Annotated in this window: 1 protein-coding gene; it reads right to left on the bottom strand. The window is 72.7% G+C overall.

The genetic code is table 11. From position 1 onward, the window contains the following. Positions 1-706, bottom strand: a 706-nt coding sequence (locus ACLD7X_RS17570) for an inner membrane CreD family protein (RefSeq protein WP_411424980.1), incomplete at both ends; no start/stop codon positions are given.

Raw genomic sequence — 706 nt, 5'->3', positions numbered from 1 at the left:
GTCGGCACGCTCGCGGTTCTCGGCCCCATGGATCAGCTGCAGCCCGGCGAGCAATTCGAACAGCACATAGGTGATGAAGGCCAGCGCCAGGAACAGCATGGCGTATTTCGACGCGCGGGAGACCATGCGGTAGGTCGGCACCGCCTCCAGCAACTGCACGCCGGCGCCACCCTCCACCATGCCGCAGAGGCTGCGCCGCGCCGCCCCGCCATCGGGTGACAGGATCCAGGTGGCATCGAAGCCATTGGCCTCCACCACGCTGCGTTCCGGCAACTGGTCGCCGATGAAGCTGGGCGTCGGCCAGGCGGCGGCAATGCTGAGCGACCCGCCGGAGGGGGCGGCCAGCAGGGTGAAGCGCTGCGATCCCCGCATGGACAGCGCCAGGCTGAAGGGGATCGCATCCTCCCCGGACGGTGCGCCGGCCAGGCCAGGGGACCAGGCCAGGACGCGGGCGGGCACGCAATCATCCCACGCATCCCAGGCCCGGCCGCGTTCCAGCGGCGGCAGATCCCGCCCACCCCAGCGCAGCGCCGGGGCCTCCGCCACCAGGCGGCCGCCACCGCCGAGGAGCACCGCCTCCCCCCAGGCAAGCACCGCGCCGGCTTCGATCGGCAGCGCCGAGGGGCGCGGGCGGAACCGGCCCTCCATCTGCACCGTCGCGGTGTAGACGGGCACTTCGTAAAGCCCGCGGCGGCGGATCTGCGGC

Origin of the sequence: Aphanothece microscopica RSMan92, assembly GCF_046613545.2 — a bacterium.
GTDB lineage: Bacteria > Cyanobacteriota > Cyanobacteriia > PCC-6307 > Cyanobiaceae > NIES-981.
This window is presented reverse-complemented; position numbering and strand designations above follow the sequence as displayed.